This window comes from Desulfosporosinus sp. SYSU MS00001 (assembly GCF_049943955.1).
Lineage (GTDB): Bacteria > Bacillota > Desulfitobacteriia > Desulfitobacteriales > Desulfitobacteriaceae > Desulfosporosinus.
Genome location: NZ_JBNFTW010000003.1, coordinates 201,516 through 218,405, shown reverse-complemented (window position 1 = coordinate 218,405; position 16,890 = coordinate 201,516). Strand labels below are relative to the sequence as shown.

The following is a 16,890-nucleotide window of genomic DNA, read 5'->3' as shown; positions in this document are numbered from 1 at the left end:
GCAAATATTCAGCCGAAGGTTATAGTTCGATAGGGCAAAAAAACATTCGCAAAGGTCTTTTTGCCCTATACCTATGTTCGGAAAAACGTTAAAATAAACAGAGAGCAAGCTTGTTTACAGGTTCAGTGTAACGATATAGATTGATTGGGGAATAGGAGTCAGACCAATGAATATTAACAACGAGACCTGTGTACAACGAGTAATTATCCAATTCTATCATCAAAATTTCCCCAAACTAAAGAACAAAGAAAACAAACTTATAACCGAAGTGACACTGGGGAAAGACATCGGTCCGGAGGATATCAGATTATGGAAGAACTATTTGACGGAACGCTTAGAACGAATTGCCCAGATGATGGAAGTACTCCTGGAAGCTCATGAAGATTGGGCCATCACCGGAAGGAAAGGCTTTGTCCAAATGGAAACCCAATCCTTTGAGGTTAATAAAGTCATTAATGTTTTGAGCAGCCATGGCTTCCACAACGATGAGTACATCATTAAGTTGGAGTATACCCGCAAATGGGGAGTCCTTTAAGCCTTGTTCTGAAAATCAATTATGTCTTACCTATAATGCGAATAATTGTTCTTACCTGCTGAAACGGCTATGGGTGTTGACTGAAAAAGGTCTGCATCCTTTTTTAATGACTTGTTCTTTTTTTCTTAAAACTCATGGCAGGGAGACAAAACTATCCGGACTCGTGCTACACTAGAAGCAGATAGTCATTGTGGGAATTAAGACAGCGGATGGGGGCCAAAGGATGAAAAACAGCTCAATTCCTTGGTGGATGCGGATCAAAGTTCACTTTTTGTTATTTGGTGTTACCATGTCCATTCTCCCACTATTCTTTCTCGGGTATTTAGGTTTTACATCCGTAAGTCAAAATCTTGAAAAAGATATTTACGCGCAGAATTTTGAACAGGTGACAGTCCTGGCACATGAAATAAAAGATACGTTTACAAATCTCGAAAACAGTCTTATCCTTACCAAAACAACAAGCGCCTATGCCCTCGTCGGAAACGATAAAACGTCACGGCAGATCATTCTAGAAACTCTTTTGCAAAAGGAACCCTTGATTGAAGAGATAAAGGTTGCCGACGCAAATGATAAGGTCATTGATCAAATTTCTTTTCACGGAGGAATAACACAGCCTTCTCCTGCGCTTAAACTTGAGAACCCCATTTCTCCGGAAATGTTTTCGAACATCAGTAACGTGTTTTTCTCTAATGACAAGCGCCCGAAAATCTATTTAACAGTAACCGTTCAGGATCCTGCAACAAAGCGAAAAATCGGCTATCTCCAAGCCAAAATTGACGTTACAACCATTATCAACAACTACCACAATCTCCAATTAGGTAACGGCGAATACATATTTTTAGTTGATCAGACCGGAAATTTAATTGGAACGACAGATTCAGCACGCATGTCGCATCCCGAAAAAATCCGCGAAAATCCCGCTGTCCAAAGCTTTATAGAGGGAAAAACCTATTCTCAGGGAAGCGAGTATAAAAATCTCAGCGGTGTTCCTGTTGTTGGAGCCTATGCCTCCGTGGGGATACCAAATTGGGCAGTGGTTATTGAACAACCCACTCAAGAAGCTAATAAACCAATTTATGATTTTGCCTTACGTCTCATCATGATCGCCATCCTGATCATGGCTTTAGTCATGATTTTAAGTATTGCCTTTGGCTTACAGGTCGTTCATCCCATTGAAAACCTTGAAGCCCAAGTCCAGCAGATCATTTCAACCGGAAACTTAGAGTCCCATATTCCAATAGAAAGTTGGGATGAAATCGGAAGATTGGTTAAATCCTTTAACCAGTTGTTAAACTCTCTTGATGAGAAAAACGAAAACTTAAAAAATGAAAAGGAACTTTTGACTACCGTTGTCGACGGAATTGGCGCCGGGATGGTTCTCTTGAACCCGGAGAAAAAGATTATATGGTGGAATACGAAGTTTGCTGAATGGTTCGGAGAACATTTAGCAAACCTTCCCTGTGACCAAGTTGTTAACAGTCAAAGTATACAGGACGTCCAACCGGAAAACGGCCGTACTCTTTCTGTGTTTGTGCACGAAGAACGCCGGCATTTTCGTCAAATGTATTACAATTTATTACCGGATAATCCGGAGAATGCAGCTTACTTATTATTGCTTGAAGACGTTACTCAGGAAGTGGAAATGGAAGCCCGCATGATTGAAACCGACAAAATGGCCGCCATTGGGTTATTGGCCTCAGGGGTAGCTCATGAGATTAACAATCCTCTGGCAATTGTCGCTGCCCATTGTGAAGACTTGCTGGACCGTATGACTGAAGATGACCAGGAACCAACTTATGAGGAAATTAAAACCGGCTTCAACATCGTCTTAGAGCAAATCGTTCGCTGCAAACAGATTACAGATCGTTTGCTTGGGTTTGCCCGTAAACGCAATGAAAATGCCACTGACCTCATTGATATAGCCGCCGCCAGCCTTCAGGCATTGGAACTTATAGCCCATAAAGCGAAGCAAAAACAACTGAAAATCAAACTCCAAATAGAAAATAGCCTTTACTCCCTAGGCAATGCAAATGAATGGCAGCAAGTTGTCCTCAATCTGCTTACCAATGCCTTGGATGCTTCTTCTGAAGGCGGAATAATCGAGGTCAAAGGCTGCCGCGCAGGGGAAACTATCAATTTCATGGTACAGGATTATGGCGAAGGAATCTCTCAAACCAATCTGAAGAAAGCCTTTGACCCCTTCTTTACAACGAAATCCGTTGGCCAAGGAACGGGGTTAGGGTTATATGTCAGCTACGGAATTGTTCTGAAAATGCAAGGTAAAATGTCATTAGAAAGTACAGAAGGTCAAGGAACATGTGTGAGAATAACCTTGCCCTTCCATAAGGCGGGTGATTAAAACCGATGAAATTTCGGCAAAAAGTACTGATCTTAGACGATGAGGAAGCATTGCGAAGGATAATAGCTCAGCGCTTAAAACGTAAAGGCTACGAAATATTGGAAGCCGGCACCGCTCAAGAAGGCATATCATTTCTTAAGGATACTCTGCTTGATGCTGTCCTTCTGGATATCAAGCTGCCGGATGGCGATGGACTTACCCTTATACCGACCTTTAAACAAATCCAACCTGATCTTCAGGTCGTTATGTTAACCGGGAATGGTACGATTGAATCGGCCATCGAAGCGATGAAGCTGGGAGCATATGATTACCTGACCAAACCTTGTAACTTGTCCGAACTTGAAATTACGCTGCAAAAAGCTCTTGAAAAGCGAGAGTTATTGCGTGAAAATAAAGGATTGAGACAAGCAGTAAACCGTCAAACTCCGGAGCTGAAAATAATCGCCGAAAGCGCACCCATGACGGCGCTTCTTGAAATGACCGAAAAGGTTGCTCAAACCGATGCCTCCGTCCTCATTCAGGGAGAAAGCGGGGTAGGCAAGGAGTTAATCGCTAAAACCATCCATCTCTGCAGCTCACGAGTCAACATGTCTTTCATTCCGGTAAACTCAGGGGCCATTCCAGAGTCTTTAATTGAGAGTGAACTTTTCGGGCATGAAAAGGGAGCTTTTACCGGTGCAGGAACTCAGAAAATTGGTTTAGTTGAAATGGCCGATAAAGGAACCCTCTTTCTCGATGAAATCGGGGAAATGCCTTTATCCATTCAGATTAAATTATTAAGGTTCTTAGAAAGCGGTGAATTCCGGCGGGTCGGAGATACTCGTCTGCGGCAGGTAAACGTCAGGATTGTTGCGGCAACCAATCGAGACCTTCGCCAAGAAGTCAGTCAAGGAAGGTTTCGCGAAGATTTGTTTTACCGTCTAAACGGTTTAACCTTAATTGTTCCTCCTTTGCGTGAACGCCGAGACGATATTCTTCCTCTGGCAAACTATTTTCTTGAGAACCAAAGCAAAAAATCCCGCCAACCTGCTTATAGCTTGTTACCTGAAACCAAGGAACAGCTTCTCAATTATAGTTTTCCCGGTAATGTTCGTGAACTCTTCCATCTCATTGAACGCGGACGAATTTTAGCCGCCGACGGAACGATAGCCTCTAAAGACATTTGGGGGGACTCAGAACAAATTGTGCAAACTTCTTCTTCCTTAGATTCGGATGAAGAATTTTTCAATCTTTTCCGTAATAATCATTATCCAACTTTAGAAGAAGTTGAAAAGCACTACATCGCTGCAGCTCTCAAAAAGACCAAAGGCAATAAAACTCAAACAGCCGGCTTATTAGGCATCAGTGTACGAAACCTGTATCGAAAGTTACAGAGTTATGAGAGTGAGCCATCTAACCATTAAGTATGATTCAATTTAAACTTCTCGAGAACATTAACTTTATTTGAAGCCGCTTGAGAGGGAGATAAATGAACTCGTTCAGCTAAAGCTGAACATCGAGGCTTCGGTGACGAAAGTGTAAGGTATGGGTATGGGAACCAATCCCACTTGTAGAAGAAACAGGAGTCATACAATTGGATTAATATTTGGGACTAAAACAAACTTTGCTTTAATTATGGCATTAATACAAAGGAGGATTTAATCAACAGATGAACAAACAAAAAAGAGTCGCGGCAATTCATGATATCTCTTGTGTCGGTAGGTGTTCACTAACAGTAGCTCTGCCAATTCTTTCGGCAGCCGGGTTTGATACCGGAGTCTTGCCAACAGCGATCTTATCCACCCATACCGGAGGTTTCGAAGGTTTTACCTATAGAGATTTAACAAATGATATTGAGCCAATTTCCAAACATTGGCAGTCGCTTAATCTAAAATTTGACGCTTTATACAGCGGATTTTTAGGTTCCTTTGAGCAAATTGATTTAGTGGCTGGCCTCTTTGACACATTTAGAAGCAACGAAACTCTAGTCATGGTCGATCCGGTTATGGCGGACAATGGAATCTTATATTCCATTTACTCGCCGGAAATGGCCAAGGGAATGAGCAAATTATGTGCTAAGGCAGATATTATCGTGCCGAATCTAACGGAAGCTGCTTTTCTTTTAGAAGAGGAATACATCGGGGAGGATTACTCTCAGGAGTATATTGAAGCACTATTAAAAAGACTCTCCGCTCTGGGAGCGAAAAAGGTTGTTCTAACGGGTGTTTCCTTTGAAAAGAGCAAATTAGGAGCCGCCTCCTTTGATAGCGACACAGGAAAAATCAGCTATGCCTTCAATGAAAAAGTTGACGGCTACTTCCACGGCACAGGAGATATTTTCAGCAGTGCCTTATTATCGGGGCTGTTAAATGATTTTCCCCTTAAAGATGCCTTGCAAATTGCCGTGAACTATACTCTTAAGTGTATACGCTTGACGGAAAATTTAGGGCTGGAGAAACGCTACGGCGTATGCTTTGAAAGAGCCATCCCCTATCTTATCCAACAATTGGGACTGCATGCAGACTAATCTCTTCTCTTATTCTCATGACAAAACCCATTCAGCGCCTTCGTCCATAATGACGAAGGCGCTTTCTATCTTGCAATGTCTATTTTAAATGTTTCCTTCAAACGCATCCAACAAACATTCACATTCTAATTTACGTCCTATCGCTTGTTCTTTCAGTTTCCCTCTTAATTCACTAGCCCTCTTTTCCCATGCTGCAATTTCCTCTTTTAGCAAGATTTTGAATTGTTCCTTAGTCGGTCCTTTTGCCATTCCTTTTAACCTCCCAATAGTATTGGTAAAATATGGTTTGTTGTATTGCTAATTAGACATCACCTAAGCAATTTCCTGCTTTGAGAAAAATTCTATATAAGCCATTAGAATTAATAAACACTAAAAAATAGCTCTCCATGCAGTGGAGAGCTTCTTTGATCAGTTTACATTCAGTAGAAACGTCCTTGACCTTTATCACTTTATTTCCTTACTAACTTAAGAAATTCCCTCATAAAGCCAGGTAGATCAGGCCAAGCGTGACCGGAAACGATATTGTTGTCAACATGAAGTGTTTCTTTAGTATACGTTGCACCTAAACTTTCTACATCAAGGCTGCAAGCCGTGTAAGCCGTCATGGTACGCCCTTGGAAATACTTTTTATCGTTTAAAGCACTCAGTACAAGAGCTGCGTGACAGATTACCCCTACTGGCTTGCCAGCCTCCAAGAAATGCCCAACAATACGGGGAATATTCTCATCAAGTCGAATATACTCCGGAGCGCGGCCGCCGGGAATAATCAAACCATCATATTGGGTTGGAACAACATCAACAAAAGAAATATGAGATTCCAGCTGATATCCAGGTTTCTCAGTATATGTTTCCCAGCCCTCAAAATCATGGACAACGGTATGCAGCACTTTCTTGTTCGGTGAAGCAATAACAGCTTCAAATCCTTCTTCTAAAACGCGAAAATAGGGATAGTAAACTTCGAGAGCTTCTACCGCATCACCGGCAATGATTAGAATTTTTTTAGACATCTAAAATCCTCCTTCAGTAAGATATATCATACATTTCCATTATATAACATAAGGGCTGAACCTAGGACACAACCATGTGCGAATTTATCCAATCGTAAGACCTGTTGCAAAATGCATAAACGCCCCTCATTAAAGAAAACCTGCATAAATAGTGGTTTAAATCCTCCACTGATATGCAAGGTTTTGTTTATAAAAACGGATATATATTTATTATGCAACGGCCTTACCATACCTTGCTTCACATTATTCTAGAGAATCTTATATCTTGACAGCAGTTCAAAAAGGTGTATTATTGTATTAAGCGCTTAATACAATAATACACGAGGTGATCGCATGCCATGGGATTTGAAATCTGACAGACCCATTTATACCCAGCTTGTCGAACAAATCAAGCTGATGGTGTTTTCCGGAACTTATCCGCCAGGGTCAAAACTGCCTTCAGTACGGGATATGGCACAAGAAGCTGCGGTAAATCCCAATACCATGCAAAGAGCTCTGGCAAAATTAGAGGAAGACGGCCTCATAATAACCCACCGCACCAGCGGTCGGTCGATAACGGAGGATGCGAGTATGATTGAACTTGCTAAAACTAAGCTAGCCCGGGATCAAATCTTTGAGTTTTTAGAAAAAATGCGGCTAATGGGCTTTGAGCAAAAAGAGATTTTAACCATTATCACCACTATGGCAAAGGAGCTGAAGTAATGAGCACGATTTTTGAATGCAGCGGCCTGACAAAGAAATTCGGCAGCAAAACCGCCTTATCTGGCGTTGATCTAAAAATTGAACGTGGGCAAATAGTAGGACTTCTTGGCCCCAACGGCAGCGGAAAAAGTACCCTCATTAAACTTGCAAATGAGCTCTTAACTCCCACTTCCGGAAAGATCCTCATTGGCGGCCAACAACCTGGCATTGAAACCAAGAAGATTGTGTCATACCTACCGGAAAGAACTTATCTAAATGATTGGATGCGCGTTCAGCAAATCATTGAATTTTTCTCAGATTTCTATGATAATTTCAAACCCGAAAAGGCTTATGATATGCTTAAACGTCTGAATATCAGCCCTGATGATCGGCTGAAAACCATGTCTAAAGGAACGAAGGAGAAAGTACAGCTGATTCTTGTTATGAGCAGAGAAGCAGAGCTTTACTTTTTAGATGAACCCATAGGCGGGGTTGACCCGGCGGCAAGGGATTATATTCTGGAAACAATTCTAAGTAATTATAATGAAAATGCTACGGTGATTATCTCCTCCCACCTTATATCGGATATTGAAAAAATATTAGACTATGTCATCTTTCTCAATCAAGGCAAAGTTGTTTTGACATCCACAGTCGACGATATCCGCGATGCCAAAGGAAAATCTGTAGATCTCTTGTTCAGGGAGGTATTCAAATGCTAATCAAACTTTTAAAATACGAGGTTAAGGCAACAGGAAGACTATTCCTTCCTATATTTCTTTCTCTGCTGGTCTTAGCCGCCATTAATAAAATTCTTTCTGCTTTTAACCATCCAACATGGACCACTCCTGCAGTTATAACCATGATCATTTATAGTATTATTATGGCTGGAATGTTCGTAATGACCTTTACCGTCATGATTCAACGTTTCCATAAAAACCTGTTAACCGATGAAGGTTATTTGATGTATACGCTTCCCGTAAAGTCCTGGCAGCATATTATCAGTAAACTTCTGGTATCTCTGATGTGGATCATTGCCAGCGCCCTCACAGCCATGCTTTCAACTGAAATAATCGCTTACAAGCCAGGAACTCTCGGCAAAATCCTGCAGGCTTTAGCCACGATTCATAACCAAATAATCGGAAACTTTGGAGTTTCAGCCTACCTTTTGCTGCTTGAGATGATCTTAGGTGGTCTGATAACCTTAGCTTCGGGTATTTTAATTGTTTACGCTTCCATAGCTATCGGACATCTGTTCAATCGCCATAAAATACTGTCATCTTTCGGAGCCTTTATTGGTCTCACTACACTAAGTCAAATCTATCTCGTCGTTGCCTTTCAGATTACGAGAATAGCCCATTTCGCTAATTTTTCGCTCTATAATATTACTTCCAATGAGTTCGTCCGCTCCGAACTAATCTTTGCTAGTGGATTCATTCTGATCGCAATTCCTTGTGCAGCCTACTTTGCGGTAACTAACTACATTTTGAGCAGACGACTAAATCTGGAGTGAACTCGTTCAGCTAAAGCTGAACGTCGGGGCTTCAGATGGGGACTCTACCCCACCTGAAGTTAACGAAGTACCCACCCCCACTTATAGAAGTGGGGGTCTTAAAAACCGGATAAATATTCAAATGATACAAAACCCTCCCGCAGCTTTTTTCGGCGGCGGGAGGGTTTTCTTTATTGAGCTATTAAACTTCTGACCCCTTCGTGAGTTGTTTCACCATTTTTTCCAGATCAATCCCGGATACATTCTTTAACATCTCCGGAGCGGTTGCCATGATTGAAGTGACATAATTGCTGACCCTGGCAGCGCCTTCGCCGTGGCCTGTATCAACAACTGTCAGTTTGTCAATGGCTTTCAGCGGTTCGGCAACCTTGCCGGCCAATTCAGGCAGCATTTTAACGATAATGTCAAGTACAGCGGCCTGGCCGAATTTTTCGAAGGCTTCGGCCAATTTCTCCTTAGCCTCTGCTTCAGCTAACCCTTTGAGCCTCACAACTTCAGCTTCAGCAGTACCTTTAGCCTTTTCGGCTTCAGCAATTGCCAGACCTTCAAGACGTTTCTGTTCAGCATTTGCTTTAGCTTCAGCCTCAATTTTATACTTAAGAGCATCAGCTTCCCTCATCATTTTAGCCTTTTCTGCTTCGGCGGTCTGTTCTACCGCATATCTGTCAGCATCGGCTTTTTTCTTAACTTCTGCATCATATTGTTTTTCACGGCGCAGGATTTCTTTCTCTTCAATTTCGATTTCTTTTTCTTTCTTGACAAGAGTAACTTTCATTTGTTCTTCCGTCACCAACTGTTGAGAGCGAGCTTCCTGAATATGATAGGCCTGATCAGCCTCAGCCATCGCCGTATCTTGGTCTTTCTTAAAGGAGGCTACTTTTAGTTCCTTTTCCTTGGTTGCTTCAGCAATATTGGTATCTCTAAGCAACTCAGCTTTCTGTCCTTCTTCATGGGCTTTCGCTTTCTGAATACGGGCATCGCGGAGGGCTTCAGCCTCCGCAACCTCTGCATCCCGTTTCACAGCGGCAATTCTCGGTTTACCTAAGGCTTCCAAATAACCGTTTTTATCCCTAATATCTTTAATAGTGAAAGATACGATCTGCAGTCCCATTTTCTTGAGATCCTTAGCAGCAACTCCCTGGACTTCCTGAGCAAATTTATCTCGGTTGCGATAAACTTCCTCGACAGTCATAGTCCCCAAAATCGCTCTCAGATGTCCCTCCAGGACTTCCTGAGCTTCCTGCTGCAAGGCTTCAGTGGGTTTACCCATAAATTGCTCCGCAGCCGTAGCCACATCTTCTACGGAACCGCCAATTTTAATAATCGCTACTCCATCAGCCATAACCGGAACGCCTTGTTCTGTATAAACTTCCGGTGTTGTTACCTCAAGCTTGTGAGATAGTAAGGAAATATACTCAGCCTGCTGAAAAATAGGCAGAATAAACGCTCCGCCGCCACGAACAATTTTAATTTTCCGCCCTGACTCGTCGGTATGGACATTTTTGCTGCCCAAATAAGAACCGGTGACAATCATCGCCTCATCAGGTCCCACGGTTTTATAACGAGCCCAAAATGCCAAACCAAGAACAACAATAACACCCAACACAATTATAGGAATAACCAGAATTCCCAAGCCAAAATTACCCAGCATAACTTCCGGCATAAAACTCCCCCCTTTTCTTATTCATAACGGAATACAAAAAGTATGCTGTCAATTTCTTTTCCAACCACAACCCGAGTTCCGGACGGTATTTCTACCGAATCGAGATTGCCGGCTATTTGGTTGGTATTACCCGCTCCGACTTTAAGGACAACCTCTCCATAGCCTTCGACAGGGATTGGTACCGTGACCACAGCGATTTTACCGACAAGGTCTTTCATCGAGAACCCTGTGGAGTTTTCACTATTCTTCATGGGCTTTATATAGGAGAAATAAACCCCGATTGAAACTAAACTTGAAATCACTAACGAAACAATAGCGGCTGATACGGGCTCCAGATGTGTATATTGATTTAACATGATCCCGGAGCCTCCAAAAACAGTGATTCCCCCAACCAAAACCATGGGCTGCAGCACATCAAGATGATCCATGGAGAGGGAGTGAAAAAAGCCGCCTAAAAAGTCTCCTAGAATATCCCCAACAATTAAGGTAACCAACGCAAACAACACACCACCACTGAAACAAATCCAATAAACCTCAAGCATTCTATCTCCCCCTCCAATGGATATACCCCTATTGAGGTCCTATTCCGTTTTTGCTAATTCCTCCTTTAATTTAGCTAATTCCTTTTCAATGTCATTTTCTTCACTGCCCAAGTCTTCTAATTCCTGATCAAGGCTTTTATCCGTCCTGCCTAATTCTCCTGACGCCTTAACTTCGGCTTCCATACGCAAAACCTTATCCACCATTCTGTCAAAATTCCAGCGGGCACTGCTTGACCCAAATCCGCTTTTTACGTCGTTGATTTCTTTTTGAGCCTTGGCAGATTGAAGCCTGGCCTCTAAATCATCCCGTTTAAAACGCAATTTTTCGTACTCAGTTTTCATTTCTTGCAGCTGGGACCTTAATTTTCCCGCTGCTTCGTTACATACTTCATACTGCCTGCGGTAGTCCTCGGCCTTGGACCTATGAAGTTTCTTGTCTTTAAGAGCCTTACGGGCCAGATCCTCACGATTCCTCTTTAAAGCTTCAAGGGCCTGATAGTCACGTTTCTCGGCCATGGCGAGACTATCGCTCAGCTGAGCTCTGAATTTCCAGGCAACAGCCAGCTGCCTTGCTACAGCGGCCTCGGCATCTGCTATATCCTCTTCCATATCCCGCAAGTATTGATCCAGCATTTTTTCAGGGTCCTCTGCTTTATCCAGCAAGGAATTTAAATTGGCTCTGATATTATCACTGACTCTCTTAAATAAACCCATAAAACCTCCTCCTTAAATATTAATGGATAACGGTATTTATGTACCTCCTTTCCAACAACACCAAGGTTTATTTAATAAAAATATATCATGAGGTTAATATATCTACAAATAGTAGTTTTTATTACTACGTTTATTTTGGCTTTAGATTCCATCTCTTTCCTAAGGATTTCTATGCCTCTCGCAATCTGGCTTTTAATACCACGTGTAAATGCTATACTATATTGAATACTAGAAATCGATACTATATAATAAAGATGAGGTGAATAACTATGCAGCAATTCAATGAAGATGAGCTCAAACAACTTATTGATGAACTCTCTTTAAACCAGGACATCAAGATTACAGAGATTCCTGATATCGATCTCTACATGGAACAGCTGACTTCTTTTATGGACAGTAGTCTGAAAAGCCAAAAGCGAGATGACCAGGACAAAATCCTTACTAAGACAATGATCAACAATTATACGAAAGCAGGGCTTCTGATGCCTCCCATCAAAAAGAAATACAATAAGCGTCATATAATCCTCTTGACCCTAATCTATTATCTGAAAAATATACTGTCCATTAACGACATTAAACGTTTGTTTGAACCCGTTCTTAACAATATAGCCACACCTGAAGATGATCTGATTTCCCTTGAAGATATTTATTCGACGTTTCTCGATGTAAAAAACATTGAATTATCTTCTTTTCATGAGCACTTAATTGAAAAATCAACAATGATTAAAGAAAAAACCAGTATTATGGACAAGGATGGTAAAGATACCGCCGAGTTGTTCTTAATTGTAATCATGTTAATAGCCCAAGCAAATGCCCAAAAAAGACTTGCCGAAAAAATAATAGATACATATTTTCATAAACCGGAGAACCCCGCTTAAATACTAACCCTCCCTTTCTCTGTCTCTCCACTTTTCTCAAGGTTAATATCTCCATCACCTCTCTATGCAAGGAAAGACTATTTATTACCGATTAATCCTTAAGTTTAAGTCCCAGGGATTTTCATAATTCGCAATACCCCCCTCGCTCGTTACTCATGTGACGAATAAGCTTGGCGTTACCTTGAGCAACAGAATTCTTGAGAAAAATCAAATTATTATTCCCTATTCATTTAGAGGCTCAAAGTCAACTAGGAATCTATCGTTCTCTCGAACCACACCAGAGTTAATCCCCATGTAGTTTGGATTCACTAATTCCTTTGAAAGAGGGGCAAACCCTAGTTCCTTGCATCTGTATAGATATAAAGCCAGTTCGGAGTCATTGGCCCTTTGGGCATACAAGTGACATAATAGTCGCTTTGTCCTGTGGTGTTAGAGCTGATAATAATTAGCTGGGTGTTAATTCTCCAGTGCTTTTCCCTACTACAGATAAAGCTGCTTGTGTCATAAATTTCGCCCAGCTAAGTTTTAGCCAGACTCCCTCCTTTTTTATAAACACAAAAAGGGACACGCTTACCTCATTTTGGCAATACGTGTCCCTTTAATATTACTCATTTACTGTACATCCGTTGTGGTATGTACGAATTACTACGCCCTCCTCCACAAATAATATGTTGCTTCATCAATGCTTAAGCCGTCATTTCCATATTATTAATTTTTTCTTGTTTTGCTTCTACTTTTAAGTTTGTCGGATTCGGATTTGCCATTACTGAAGATGTGAACGCTAACGTAATCATACATGTTGGGGTAGTGGTAGCATCTGTGTCATGTACTCCTCCTTGCTCTTGTCAGGGACCTTGGCATAACGAAAAAGGATAATTCATCATACTTTTTCTATTTTATAGAATATGTACCATCCGTTATTATTTAAAATATTCCGAGTAAGCCCACAATAAAAGCCATATTCTTTTTTATAATAAATCATCTTCCAATTAATTATTTTGTCTCCATTAGGGGTAGGCAAATATGGTAAAATTAAATCATTTTTTTGATAATTACAGCCTTTAATTCTAAGCCAATAAATAACAAGAAAGACGGTATAAATGAGAAAATGGATGCTACGTTTGCATTATAAAACGAGCTGGTATTGTTAAAGAAACCAACCATCCAAATTGAGTCGCATGTGTAGAGAGCATACGCCAGTGGCCATCCTGATGGATGAGCGTTGTTATTAAAATTGTCCGGCCAATTGACATAACAATAAAGCCATACCAAAAAACCAATAATGGCTGGTAATGTACATGATAAAAATTCCTTATATTTTGTATCTTGTGAAGTTAACAATAATCCTAAGCAAATACATAACACTATAGATAATAGTCCAAATAATCTTTGTACCACTGTGGACCAAGGCATTGGGTCAAAAAACTTGCCCATAATAGGAGAAAGGAGGAACAGTACCATGCCGTCTAAGCCTAAATGGAGAAAAAAAGCTTTTATATTATTTAGAACCATTCATTTCCCCCCTAGTAAGCGTTGCAATTATCTCAATAGGAATTCTTTCTATCCTCGACCTTTTGTACACTCATTATCAATCGAGAAAACTTAAAATAAAGGTAAAATCCCCTCAAACTATTTATAAGTTTTACCAAAACTACAAGATAATTAGTTATTGTTTTCAGCCAATAACGATTTTGAAAGTATATCAAAATGTGGAGATCCTAGACCAGAAACATAATCATACCCATCCTTTGCAAAAAACTCACCATTGTTTTCTTTAACTATATCATTAAAATTAGTATGTTTCTTGTCATTTTTCGCTATATCATATAATTTCTCATGAATATTTCTAATCCTCATACCAGCAGCTTCATCAAGGATAGCTATAAAAGCGGACCAACATGGTGCCCCCAAGCTAGTGCCTGCTAAATTAGACCAGCCATTCTCTTTTATTAATGGATTACTACAATATATAGCTACACCATTTGATATATCACCAAAAAACGAAACATCTGGTACTGATCTATAAAGAGAAAACGATGATCGCTTCTTTATAATCTTTATAAAAATGTCGAGGTGCGCCAGCATCTCGACATTTTCTATTTAGAATTTTTAAACCTGCCAAATTTAATTTTAATTCCTTGAGTGCAAAATTTCTCTTCATATTCAGTCATAACGTTGCCCTGGAAATCGCTCTGATGTAAATCGGAGGTCTTATAAAGTTCTTTAAACCCCGCGGCTGCAAAATATTCAAGACTATCCGTGAAAAGAAATTCGCTATCAGTTTTAAACCAGATTTCCGATCCACTTTTTAAAAATGTTTGATATAATCCTAAAAAATTGGGATGAGTTAATCTTCGTTTATGATGTCGTTTATTAGGCCAAGGATTACAAAAATTAATATAGAGTTTCTCAATTTCATCTTGAGCAAAGATGTCTCCAAGATTCTGAGCATTTATGGAGATCACTTTAAGATTATCTAAGCGGCTTTCATTGGCTTTTCTCAGAACATAAACTAAAAGCTCATCATAAACATCAATAGCAAGGTAATTTATATGCGAATTCATCTTAGCTAGTTCATTGATAAAACGTCCCCGCCCGCAGCCTAATTCCAGATGAATCGGACGGTCGCTGCCAAAAAGTTCTTTCCATGTTCCTTTATAACGCATAGGATCAAAGACAGCCTTATCATCCTTTTCTAATTCAGGCCTTGCCCACCACTTTCTTCTAAGCCGCATTAACTTTTCTCTCCTATAAATAGATCAATGAGTTTAAACCAAATCAGATAAACACATAATAACAGCATCGTAAAACCCAGACAACGATCAGTTTACAATTAAACACTGGAGGTATTTACATGAATATCACCGCTGAAAATCAAAGGGCAGTTTTTGAATTACTATATAAATATTGGGTTGATCAGGAATCCTATTCAAATTTAGAACAAGAAATCTCCTATTTTGACCCCCGACATTTAGGTTATTATGACAATAATGCCGAAGCTATTGATATCGCCAAAGATATTGCTCAAACTGACCCAGTTCTCTTTCAGGATAACCTTGCTCAGGAATGGCAAAAATTTGTTGATGACCGTCTTTCCGGAATCGAATAATAAGGATTAACCTAAGGGACATACACAGGTAAGCAAGGTGTTTTGTGAAGGCCGTCAAAACACCTTGCTTTTATATACTTCAATTGTCTCTTTCAGGTGGGATAAAGGTTAAACAGATCTGTTCCAAGATCGTCTCCGGAGAATAACCTCGCTCTTCTCTCTGAAATAAATAGGCATCTCTGCTTAAAGCCATTAAAAGCATATCGGCTCTAAAAGCACTCTCAGGATGAACTGTCTCTCTTTTATTCATCTCATCGAAGAGCTGAACCAATAGCTGATGCAATTCGTCATGAATTGGACTTCGCGTTCGAGCCTTGGATTGACTTGATGATGAAGCTTCGACACCTGTAAGCAATTGCGCTTTCTTTTCTCTGAAACGGATAAATACACTAAGAACTCCCTTCAAGCGCTGACTTGGTGGTTCAGAACGATTCTGTTCCAGGTAGGTTTCAATATCCTCGAAGAGCAGAACGACGTTATCTTTTATCAAATCAAGACACAATTCACTTTTATTTCTATATCGGCGATAAAGGGTTCCTGATCCAATCTGTGCTTCCGCGGCGATTTGATTCATACTGACATGTTCAACCCCATGCTGTTCAAAGAGCCTAATAGCCACATTCAAGATACGTTGCCGATTCTCGGCGGCATCACGCCGTTCAGAACGAACGCTGCCTGCCTCTGCATCCTTAACCATACCATCACCTCCTAAAATAACTTCAAAAACCATCTTGACAAGTGGAGACTACTCCACTTAATATAAGAGGAGGGTTCTCCACTTAATAGTAACATACTAAAAAGGAGTGTACAACATGCCAGATCGTTCCAATAAGCCTGCCTTGTTGATTATGGATGTGCAAAACGGCATTGTCTCGCGTTTTGCGGAAAAAGAAGAAATACTGCGTCCCTTCATAAAAGCTGCGGAAGCCGCTCGTCAACACAATATTCCGGTAATTTTCGTACGGGTCGCCTTTCGCGATGGTTATCCTGAAGTAAGCCCCCTTAATAAGGCCTTCTCAGCAATTTCCGGATACGGCGGAATGACGGTTGCCGACACGGCAACACAAATTCATGAATCCCTCAATCATCAACCTAATGAACCCATCGTCACAAAACTTCGCATTAGTGCCTTTGCAGGAAGCGATCTTGAAGTTATTCTTCGGTCCCGCCAAATTGACACACTGATTCTTTGCGGTATTTCCACAAGCGGGGTTGTTCTCTCAACCTTGCGCCAAGCGGCCGATATGGATTTTGCCCTGACCGTCCTTTCCGACGCCTGCCTCGATCCTGATCCGGATGTTCAACGCGTTCTTACGGAGAAGGTGTTCCCTCGTCAAGCCGAAGTAGTGACGGTTGACGCTTGGATCAATACAATAGATTGAAGTA

At 40.9% G+C, this 16,890-nt stretch carries 19 protein-coding genes; 10 read left to right on the top strand and 9 right to left on the bottom strand.

The features are described from left to right. The first annotated feature begins 166 nt into the window (after positions 1-166). The 4 genes from ACPUYX_RS07570 (at position 167) to ACPUYX_RS07555 (ending at position 5,400) form a co-directional block, all read left to right on the top strand. Positions 167-535 carry a hypothetical protein gene (locus tag ACPUYX_RS07570; protein WP_426379123.1) on the top strand — a complete coding sequence of 123 codons (369 nt, stop codon included), beginning with the start codon at positions 167-169 and terminating at the stop codon, positions 533-535. Positions 536-758: 223 nt separating this feature from the next. Further along, positions 759-2,894, top strand: a complete 2,136-nt coding sequence (locus ACPUYX_RS07565; protein WP_426379122.1) for an ATP-binding protein — start codon at positions 759-761, stop codon at positions 2,892-2,894. A 5-nt stretch (positions 2,895-2,899) separates the two neighbouring features. Then, complete coding sequence (locus ACPUYX_RS07560; protein WP_426379121.1) at positions 2,900-4,297, top strand: sigma-54-dependent transcriptional regulator; 1,398 nt, start codon at positions 2,900-2,902, stop codon at positions 4,295-4,297. 245 nt (positions 4,298-4,542) lie between these two features. Continuing rightward, complete coding sequence (locus ACPUYX_RS07555; RefSeq protein ID WP_426379120.1) at positions 4,543-5,400, top strand: pyridoxamine kinase; 858 nt, start codon at positions 4,543-4,545, stop codon at positions 5,398-5,400. Positions 5,401-5,484: 84 nt separating this feature from the next. Here the strand turns inward: ACPUYX_RS07555 and ACPUYX_RS07550 are convergent, their stop codons facing one another. Further along, positions 5,485-5,649, bottom strand: a complete 165-nt coding sequence (locus ACPUYX_RS07550) for a hypothetical protein (protein WP_161796410.1) — start codon at positions 5,647-5,649, stop codon at positions 5,485-5,487. 200 nt (positions 5,650-5,849) lie between these two features. Then, entirely contained in the window at positions 5,850-6,407 is a 558-nt protein-coding gene (locus ACPUYX_RS07545; RefSeq protein WP_426379119.1) for a DJ-1/PfpI family protein, read from the bottom strand. Between the two features lie 333 nt (positions 6,408-6,740). Between ACPUYX_RS07545 and ACPUYX_RS07540 the strand changes: the two genes are divergently transcribed. The 3 genes from ACPUYX_RS07540 to ACPUYX_RS07530 are packed head-to-tail and all read left to right on the top strand — an operon-like array spanning position 6,741 to position 8,598. Continuing rightward, positions 6,741-7,109, top strand: coding sequence for a GntR family transcriptional regulator (locus ACPUYX_RS07540; protein ID WP_426379118.1), 369 nt, complete (start codon positions 6,741-6,743; stop codon positions 7,107-7,109). Further along, a complete protein-coding gene (locus ACPUYX_RS07535; RefSeq protein WP_426379117.1) occupies positions 7,109-7,807 on the top strand; it encodes an ABC transporter ATP-binding protein in 699 nt (232 codons plus the stop codon). Before ACPUYX_RS07540 ends, ACPUYX_RS07535 begins: the two co-directional genes overlap by 1 nt. Further along, on the top strand, positions 7,801-8,598 hold the full coding sequence (locus ACPUYX_RS07530; RefSeq protein WP_426379116.1) for a hypothetical protein: 798 nt from the start codon (positions 7,801-7,803) through the stop codon (positions 8,596-8,598). The genes ACPUYX_RS07535 and ACPUYX_RS07530 overlap by 7 nt, the downstream gene beginning before the upstream one ends. A 181-nt stretch (positions 8,599-8,779) precedes the next feature. Here the strand turns inward: ACPUYX_RS07530 and ACPUYX_RS07525 are convergent, their stop codons facing one another. From ACPUYX_RS07525 to ACPUYX_RS07515, 3 genes are read right to left on the bottom strand one after another with little or no spacing between them, the layout of a single operon-like run. Beyond that, positions 8,780-10,261 carry an SPFH domain-containing protein gene (locus tag ACPUYX_RS07525; protein WP_426379115.1) on the bottom strand — a complete coding sequence of 494 codons (1,482 nt, stop codon included), beginning with the start codon at positions 10,259-10,261 and terminating at the stop codon, positions 8,780-8,782. Positions 10,262-10,278: 17 nt separating this feature from the next. After that, positions 10,279-10,803, bottom strand: a complete 525-nt coding sequence (locus ACPUYX_RS07520) for a protease (protein WP_426379114.1) — start codon at positions 10,801-10,803, stop codon at positions 10,279-10,281. A gap of 39 nt (positions 10,804-10,842) precedes the next feature. Beyond that, positions 10,843-11,517: a PspA/IM30 family protein gene (locus ACPUYX_RS07515; protein WP_426379113.1), complete on the bottom strand. Its 675-nt coding sequence runs from the start codon at positions 11,515-11,517 to the stop codon at positions 10,843-10,845. 269 nt (positions 11,518-11,786) lie between these two features. Between ACPUYX_RS07515 and ACPUYX_RS07510 the strand changes: the two genes are divergently transcribed. Next, on the top strand, positions 11,787-12,395 hold the full coding sequence (locus ACPUYX_RS07510; protein ID WP_426379112.1) for a DUF1836 domain-containing protein: 609 nt from the start codon (positions 11,787-11,789) through the stop codon (positions 12,393-12,395). Positions 12,396-13,427: 1,032 nt separating this feature from the next. Here ACPUYX_RS07510 and ACPUYX_RS07505 read toward each other — a convergent pair. From ACPUYX_RS07505 to trmB, 3 genes are all read right to left on the bottom strand, one after another. Then, the gene (locus tag ACPUYX_RS07505) at positions 13,428-13,907 is read right to left on the bottom strand and encodes a hypothetical protein (RefSeq protein WP_426379111.1); all 480 of its coding nucleotides are present in this window, start codon (positions 13,905-13,907) and stop codon (positions 13,428-13,430) included. 150 nt (positions 13,908-14,057) lie between these two features. After that, positions 14,058-14,480, bottom strand: coding sequence for a hypothetical protein (locus tag ACPUYX_RS07500; RefSeq protein WP_426379110.1), 423 nt, complete (start codon positions 14,478-14,480; stop codon positions 14,058-14,060). An 11-nt stretch (positions 14,481-14,491) separates the two neighbouring features. Further along, positions 14,492-15,130 carry a tRNA (guanosine(46)-N7)-methyltransferase TrmB gene (gene trmB, locus ACPUYX_RS07495; protein ID WP_426379109.1) on the bottom strand — a complete coding sequence of 213 codons (639 nt, stop codon included), beginning with the start codon at positions 15,128-15,130 and terminating at the stop codon, positions 14,492-14,494. Positions 15,131-15,249: 119 nt separating this feature from the next. On the opposite strand from trmB, the gene ACPUYX_RS07490 reads away from it, so the two are divergent. Beyond that, positions 15,250-15,504 carry a hypothetical protein gene (locus tag ACPUYX_RS07490; protein WP_426379108.1) on the top strand — a complete coding sequence of 85 codons (255 nt, stop codon included), beginning with the start codon at positions 15,250-15,252 and terminating at the stop codon, positions 15,502-15,504. A 79-nt stretch (positions 15,505-15,583) separates the two neighbouring features. Here the strand turns inward: ACPUYX_RS07490 and ACPUYX_RS07485 are convergent, their stop codons facing one another. After that, positions 15,584-16,201 (bottom strand): TetR/AcrR family transcriptional regulator, encoded by a 618-nt coding sequence (locus tag ACPUYX_RS07485; protein WP_426379107.1) that lies wholly within the window; start codon positions 16,199-16,201, stop codon positions 15,584-15,586. 115 nt (positions 16,202-16,316) lie between these two features. Here ACPUYX_RS07485 and ACPUYX_RS07480 point away from each other — a divergent pair, with 115 nt between their 5' ends. Beyond that, a complete protein-coding gene (locus ACPUYX_RS07480) occupies positions 16,317-16,886 on the top strand; it encodes a cysteine hydrolase family protein (RefSeq protein ID WP_426379106.1) in 570 nt (189 codons plus the stop codon). The last annotated feature ends 4 nt before the right edge of the window (positions 16,887-16,890 follow it).

What these genes read in the sequence shown, in the direction of transcription:
- ACPUYX_RS07560 (WP_426379121.1), top strand. Translation starts at nt 2,900, where the DNA reads ATGAAATTTCGGCAAAAAGTACTGATCTTAGACGATGAGGAAGCATTG.
- ACPUYX_RS07550 (WP_161796410.1), bottom strand. Translation starts at nt 5,649, where the DNA reads ATGGCAAAAGGACCGACTAAGGAACAATTCAAAATCTTGCTAAAAGAG.
- ACPUYX_RS07525 (WP_426379115.1), bottom strand. Translation starts at nt 10,261, where the DNA reads ATGCCGGAAGTTATGCTGGGTAATTTTGGCTTGGGAATTCTGGTTATT.
- ACPUYX_RS07515 (WP_426379113.1), bottom strand. Translation starts at nt 11,517, where the DNA reads ATGGGTTTATTTAAGAGAGTCAGTGATAATATCAGAGCCAATTTAAAT.
- ACPUYX_RS07510 (WP_426379112.1), top strand. Translation starts at nt 11,787, where the DNA reads ATGCAGCAATTCAATGAAGATGAGCTCAAACAACTTATTGATGAACTC.
- ACPUYX_RS07555 (WP_426379120.1), top strand. Translation starts at nt 4,543, where the DNA reads ATGAACAAACAAAAAAGAGTCGCGGCAATTCATGATATCTCTTGTGTC.
- ACPUYX_RS07535 (WP_426379117.1), top strand. Translation starts at nt 7,109, where the DNA reads ATGAGCACGATTTTTGAATGCAGCGGCCTGACAAAGAAATTCGGCAGC.
- ACPUYX_RS07570 (WP_426379123.1), top strand. Translation starts at nt 167, where the DNA reads ATGAATATTAACAACGAGACCTGTGTACAACGAGTAATTATCCAATTC.
- ACPUYX_RS07530 (WP_426379116.1), top strand. Translation starts at nt 7,801, where the DNA reads ATGCTAATCAAACTTTTAAAATACGAGGTTAAGGCAACAGGAAGACTA.
- ACPUYX_RS07565 (WP_426379122.1), top strand. Translation starts at nt 759, where the DNA reads ATGAAAAACAGCTCAATTCCTTGGTGGATGCGGATCAAAGTTCACTTT.
- ACPUYX_RS07545 (WP_426379119.1), bottom strand. Translation starts at nt 6,407, where the DNA reads ATGTCTAAAAAAATTCTAATCATTGCCGGTGATGCGGTAGAAGCTCTC.
- trmB (WP_426379109.1), bottom strand. Translation starts at nt 15,130, where the DNA reads ATGCGGCTTAGAAGAAAGTGGTGGGCAAGGCCTGAATTAGAAAAGGAT.
- ACPUYX_RS07505 (WP_426379111.1), bottom strand. Translation starts at nt 13,907, where the DNA reads ATGGTTCTAAATAATATAAAAGCTTTTTTTCTCCATTTAGGCTTAGAC.
- ACPUYX_RS07520 (WP_426379114.1), bottom strand. Translation starts at nt 10,803, where the DNA reads ATGCTTGAGGTTTATTGGATTTGTTTCAGTGGTGGTGTGTTGTTTGCG.
- ACPUYX_RS07500 (WP_426379110.1), bottom strand. Translation starts at nt 14,480, where the DNA reads ATGCTGGCGCACCTCGACATTTTTATAAAGATTATAAAGAAGCGATCA.
- ACPUYX_RS07490 (WP_426379108.1), top strand. Translation starts at nt 15,250, where the DNA reads ATGAATATCACCGCTGAAAATCAAAGGGCAGTTTTTGAATTACTATAT.
- ACPUYX_RS07540 (WP_426379118.1), top strand. Translation starts at nt 6,741, where the DNA reads ATGCCATGGGATTTGAAATCTGACAGACCCATTTATACCCAGCTTGTC.
- ACPUYX_RS07485 (WP_426379107.1), bottom strand. Translation starts at nt 16,201, where the DNA reads ATGGTTAAGGATGCAGAGGCAGGCAGCGTTCGTTCTGAACGGCGTGAT.
- ACPUYX_RS07480 (WP_426379106.1), top strand. Translation starts at nt 16,317, where the DNA reads ATGCCAGATCGTTCCAATAAGCCTGCCTTGTTGATTATGGATGTGCAA.